The sequence below is a fragment of the Caballeronia telluris genome, from assembly GCF_001544495.1.
GTDB classification, from domain to species: Bacteria; Pseudomonadota; Gammaproteobacteria; order Burkholderiales; family Burkholderiaceae; genus Caballeronia; species Caballeronia telluris.
In genome coordinates, this window is sequence record NZ_FCNZ02000114.1 from 1 (window position 1) to 1,709 (window position 1,709).

1 protein-coding gene is annotated in these 1,709 nt (G+C 56.6%); it reads right to left on the minus strand.

Translation table 11 applies throughout. The annotated features are described in order from the left end of the window. Positions 1-210 precede the first annotated feature (210 nt). Positions 211-1,709 (minus strand): 3'-5' exonuclease (locus tag AWB66_RS32425; RefSeq protein ID WP_235021359.1); only part of this gene is annotated, 1,499 nt, incomplete at its 5' end.

The window sequence follows — 1,709 nt, forward strand, 5'->3', positions numbered from 1 at the left end:
ATCACCCCAATCACTACGATGGCGAAACCTTCGCATCGTGCACGCGGGCGTTCAAGACGGGTTGCGCTAACGGATACCGTGATTCAAATGACCGGATCGGAGTACAACGGGCGTCCGCATGTCCGAGGATTGGACCAGGTCCTCGTTGAGCGCCGTCAATCAGCACGGCGCAAATGCGCTATTTGAACCGTTCGATCCAAGTACGCAGAATCAAACCGGCACATTCGGACACATGCCGAGGTACGCACACCGGCCACAATGTCTTCCCGGCTTTGCGTTGCGGTCGTTTGCATCAAGTCGCATAGCCGCTTTGTACGCTCCGGTGCGAGTCAACGCTCTGCTCAGTTCCACCTCGATTTCCTTTTCCGACACCAATGTGTGGAGAACCATCGGGCGGGACTTCCCGTCAATCAGGTCGAGGAGCAACGGCCTCAGCGTGTCTCTGGTAGCGCCCGCTCCTCGAGCCGAAAATCGAATCATGTGATATTCCGAACCTGAGCTTTCAATAACCCATGGGAGCTCGACTTCAATTCCGCCTATTCGTGCAACGAGCGATTCTCGCAGTATCCCGACATTCGTCCGCAATACATTCAAACCACGGCGACACGCAATGATGGCGTCTCGATGGAGGCATGCGTCCTCAACTTTCGGCGGAAGCTGGTGACTTTCCCACGCGGCATCAAACGCTACTTTAGCCACTGCGCTGCCCTGAGCAACCATCTGGAGTGTTTCCATAACCGCCCACCGCGCCCGTATCGAAATATCCGTCTCCTGTTCTCGCCTGAGCCCGAGGTTATAGCGGTAATGGTGCTGTAATGGACACCGAATATATGCTTCGAATTCGTCCAGTGAGACACGCTTCGCTACTTTCGCCGGCAGCGCATGAGCAGAGGGGGCGGCGGCGAAGATAGTACTGGCATCAAACTTTTCGAACTGATAGTTCGCTTTGCAATGGCGCAGTTGTGCCAGTCTGTCACTCGGATAGCGTACGCCGTGTTCGTAAAGCTGAAGCCGAAGCTTCGCTCGGGACAGAGCCACATAGAACAGGTTATTCCTCTCAATCGCTGACTCGAACGCGAACTCTTTGTCGGAGCTGCCCAACACCGCTGGAGGAACGAGATGAGTGATGGACTCGGAGGTTCCCCACTTCGGGGCTTCGGAGCCAAAGAATGAAGGGTCCACATAGCCCAAATGCACCGATGTGAATTCGAGTCCCTTGCTACCGTGCACCGTCAGCAGGCGTACCGCGTCCAGTTCAGACGCCTCCGGCGGAAGCTCCCTGTCGGCATAAGTTTCTCCGATGCGCTGCCGAAGCTGTTGTCGAAGAAGGAACCGCGACAGACGCGCTTGCCTTACGTCACCGTCTCCATTGCGAACGGAATATGCGAATTGCCATAAGGCAATGCGGACGGCTTGGGCTTCGAGAGAGACGTCACTCGGAAGAGGGACAAGAAATCGGCGTTCCAGCAGCAAATCGCAAACGAACTGCCACGGATTGGAGTGACGACTGAAACCGGTCAGCAGCGTCCGTAACTTGTCGCTGGCCTCACAGCCCATTGCCGACATACCAGGGAACGTCTGTCCAAGCCAGCGACCACGCTGCCACGCAATATCGCCGTGAGAACACTCGAGTGAAGCGCCCCGGGTTTGTCGGAGACCGGCGAGTTTGGCGTTACGCCGCGCGTGCGGCCAACGCCTGTTTCCGATTG